Consider the following 446-nt stretch of genomic DNA (forward strand, 5'->3'; position numbering starts at 1 on the left):
TCCTTCTGGTGCAGCTCGATCCGGAAGCCCGGGTCGAAGCTGCGCGTCACCATGCGCTCGCCGTGCACCTCCAGGACCCGCGAGGCGGCAAAGCCTCCCAGCAGGGCCTGGCGGACGCGGGCCGGGTCGGCGCCCGCCTTGGCAGCGAAGACCAGCGCCTCGGCCACCGCCTCGATGGTCAGCGCCACGATGATCTGGTTGGCGACCTTCGTGGTCTGGCCGTCGCCGTTGCCGCCGACCAGCGTGATGTTCTTGCCCATGGCCGCAAACAGGGGCTTGGCCCGCGCGAAGGCGGCCTCGGGCCCGCCCACCATGATGGTCAGCGAGGCCGCCTTCGCCCCGACCTCGCCGCCCGAGACCGGCGCGTCGAGGTAGTCGCAGCCGAGCGCCGCGATGCGGCGGGCGAAGTCCTTGGTGGCGATGGGCGAGATCGAGCTCATGTCGAT

At 71.5% G+C, this 446-nt stretch carries 1 protein-coding gene; it reads right to left on the minus strand.

What is annotated here, in order from left to right:
* A partial coding sequence (locus WDW90_RS38210; RefSeq protein ID WP_336492886.1) for an NAD-binding protein occupies positions 1-446 on the minus strand: 446 nt, incomplete at both ends.

The organism is Methylobacterium nigriterrae (assembly GCF_037106235.1).
In the GTDB taxonomy this organism is placed as follows: domain Bacteria; phylum Pseudomonadota; class Alphaproteobacteria; order Rhizobiales; family Beijerinckiaceae; genus Methylobacterium; species Methylobacterium nigriterrae.